Origin of the sequence: Nonlabens sp., assembly GCF_051251825.1 — a bacterium.
GTDB lineage: Bacteria > Bacteroidota > Bacteroidia > Flavobacteriales > Flavobacteriaceae > Nonlabens.
In genome coordinates this window covers 1-2,496 of record NZ_JBPOGG010000047.1, presented here as the reverse complement: position 1 = coordinate 2,496, position 2,496 = coordinate 1, and the positions used below count along the sequence as shown (strand labels likewise).

2 protein-coding genes are annotated in these 2,496 nt (G+C 30.9%); both read left to right on the top strand.

What is annotated here, in order from left to right; translation table 11 throughout:
- The first annotated feature begins 209 nt into the window (after positions 1-209).
- On the top strand, positions 210-1,139 hold the full coding sequence (locus ACSHWW_RS14420) for a toxin-antitoxin system YwqK family antitoxin (protein WP_435683169.1): 930 nt from the start codon (positions 210-212) through the stop codon (positions 1,137-1,139).
- A gap of 238 nt (positions 1,140-1,377) precedes the next feature.
- Complete coding sequence (locus ACSHWW_RS14415) at positions 1,378-2,349, top strand: hypothetical protein (protein ID WP_435683168.1); 972 nt, start codon at positions 1,378-1,380, stop codon at positions 2,347-2,349.
- The last annotated feature ends 147 nt before the right edge of the window (positions 2,350-2,496 follow it).

Here is a 2,496-nt window from a genome sequence, read left to right as displayed (position 1 = left end):
CACTGCAAACATAGAACGAGCACCAAAATGTATTCGGTTACAAAACAATTGTTTTCGTTTGTAAACGTTTGAAAACGAATAAAAACAACTCCGCTCCTTTAAAAGGCTGTATATAAGTATGTTTTAAAGGATTTGTTTAAATTAGGTGTAAAATAGAGGTAAAGCAACTAGTTGCTTTATACAATTGTTAGCATTAATATTATAAAAATATGAAAAGAATTATTACCCTTAGTTTAATAGTCTTCACCATAATTAATATTTATGCACAAGAAAAAGAAGTTGTACAGGAAACTGTTTTATCAACTGATACGAGTAATGAATGTGCAAGTAATCGTGGGCAGGGGAAACGTGAAAACGGTTCAAAAATAGGATTTTGGAGATACTTTCACCCAAACTGCGGAATCAGCAGCGCTGGGAATTACATTAATGGAAAAAAAACTGGGGAATGGAAAACATATTATGAAGATGGATCTATCTATCTTATAGAAAACTTTAAAGAGGGTAAAAGCCATGGTGAGCAAATTGAATACTATAATTATGCTCGTTTATTTGACGAGTATAAAGATGAAAAAGATTCATTGAAAATAAAATCAATAGAAAATTATACCGAAGGCACTAAAAATGGAAAATATCTTAAATACTTTCCTAAAAAATCTTTTTTAAGTGAAAAAGGTACTTACCGTAATGGCTTTAAAACTGGCCTATGGGAATATTACCATTTTAATAGTATTAACAAAGAAAATGAAGCGGAATACGAATCAGGTAAAGAAATAGGCATCTGGAAATATTATTTTAATAATGGGAATCTATTCTACACTTTTAATAAGGAAACTAATGAAGTAAAGTATTTTGATATTAACACCGGCAAAATTGAAGAAGAAGGAATTCAAATTAAAGGGAAAAGAGTTGGAACATGGAAAAGTTATTATCCGAATGGTAAATTAAAATTTATTTCAATTTATGAGGAAGACAGGCTTTGGAATATTACAAAATATCTAGATAAAAATGGTAAACGATTAAAGATTGGCACTTTCAAAAACGGGAATGGTATTCTAAATGAATATGATGGAAATGGAAAAGTAGTTAAACATAATCTATACGAAGACGGAAAAAAAATAGATAAAATCTACCTGAACTAAAAAAAAAAAAAACGATTTGCCAACAAAATCTATAAACAATAAGGGTGCCGGGGTTAATCGAAAGGTTTGTGTATTTTTATGAAGACCGCAAAATCTTTTGGATTTTGCTCTAGACAATAAAAAATAAATCAAAACAAAAAGATTTTGCTATGTGCTTGGCGGAAAGCAAACACTAGTTTACTCCCGTATTGTTCATAGCTCAACCATTACCCTGAATTTTGACAGAGACATTAAAATTATGGATGAAAAATTAGATGCACTAACCAAAGCAATAAACTCAACAGAGAATTTATTTGGAGAGGAATTCAATAAACATCCAGATGCGTTAAAAGCGTACGAAGTTGTATTTGGCAAAGATGAGCTTGAAAAAACTTTAGCGTCAAAAAATGACCTTGAATACAATGCATTCTATCATGCTTCAGGGTGTTTTGAAAGGCAGGTTAAGATTCGGGAAATCCCTACCGAAACTGTTAAATTTTATATTGACCAAATAATCCATTCAACTAGGAAGAACCATATGCTTTTAAGTCTTATGGAAACAGCATTAGAAAGAAATGAAATTAATGGTGCAATCAGCTTTATTGATGAATTGGTGGAGGACAAATTTGAAATTAAGCACCATGGACACAGAAAACTATTAGAATACTATGCTAAAACCTCTAACCTTGATAAATTCAAAAAGTGTTTAAAGCATTCTAAACCAGCTAAATCACCAAAACATGATATTGTTTTGGCTAAATCTAAATTTATTTCAAATTACGCAGAAGAGAATGGGACCGAAAAAGCAATTGAAATATTGAAGGATAAAGTTTTTGGTAACAAGTTCTGCTTAGCTACAATTGAGGAACAAGCTCATAAGCTTACCATATCTCAAATTAATAAGTTGTTGGAAAAATATACTTTGTTTATGGAGCATGATGAATTCAGTAAACCTTGGTTATTAGTTCGTCATTTTGCAAATCAAAAACCAATAACTATTGACGCCAATGAATTTGAAATTACGATATCAGAAATTCTAAAAGTTGACAAGCACGTAAAAAGAGGAGATGGCAGATATAGAGACTATATGCTATTTGACCTAGGGAGTTCTGTGGAAGAAATGGCGCAAATTGAGACTTGTAAAAAACATATAATCGCTCCTTTCTATAAACGAGAACTAAATTATCATGTAAAGAACCTGAAAGGAAAAACTCAAAGTAACAAAACCTAAACGTAATGCGCGTTTAAGGGTAAATCCAATGGTTTGCGTATTTTTATGAAGTCGCAAAATCTTATGAATCTTGCTTTAGACAAAAAATAAAATCGGAACTGAATTGAATTGAAAACAGGATTGTTAGAGATTAAGAGTTCAAATAAA

Bases quoted from the DNA above. Each gene is read 5' to 3' on its own strand.
- ACSHWW_RS14420 (WP_435683169.1), top strand. From the start codon at position 210: ATGAAAAGAATTATTACCCTTAGTTTAATAGTCTTCACCATAATTAAT.
- ACSHWW_RS14415 (WP_435683168.1), top strand. From the start codon at position 1,378: ATGGATGAAAAATTAGATGCACTAACCAAAGCAATAAACTCAACAGAG.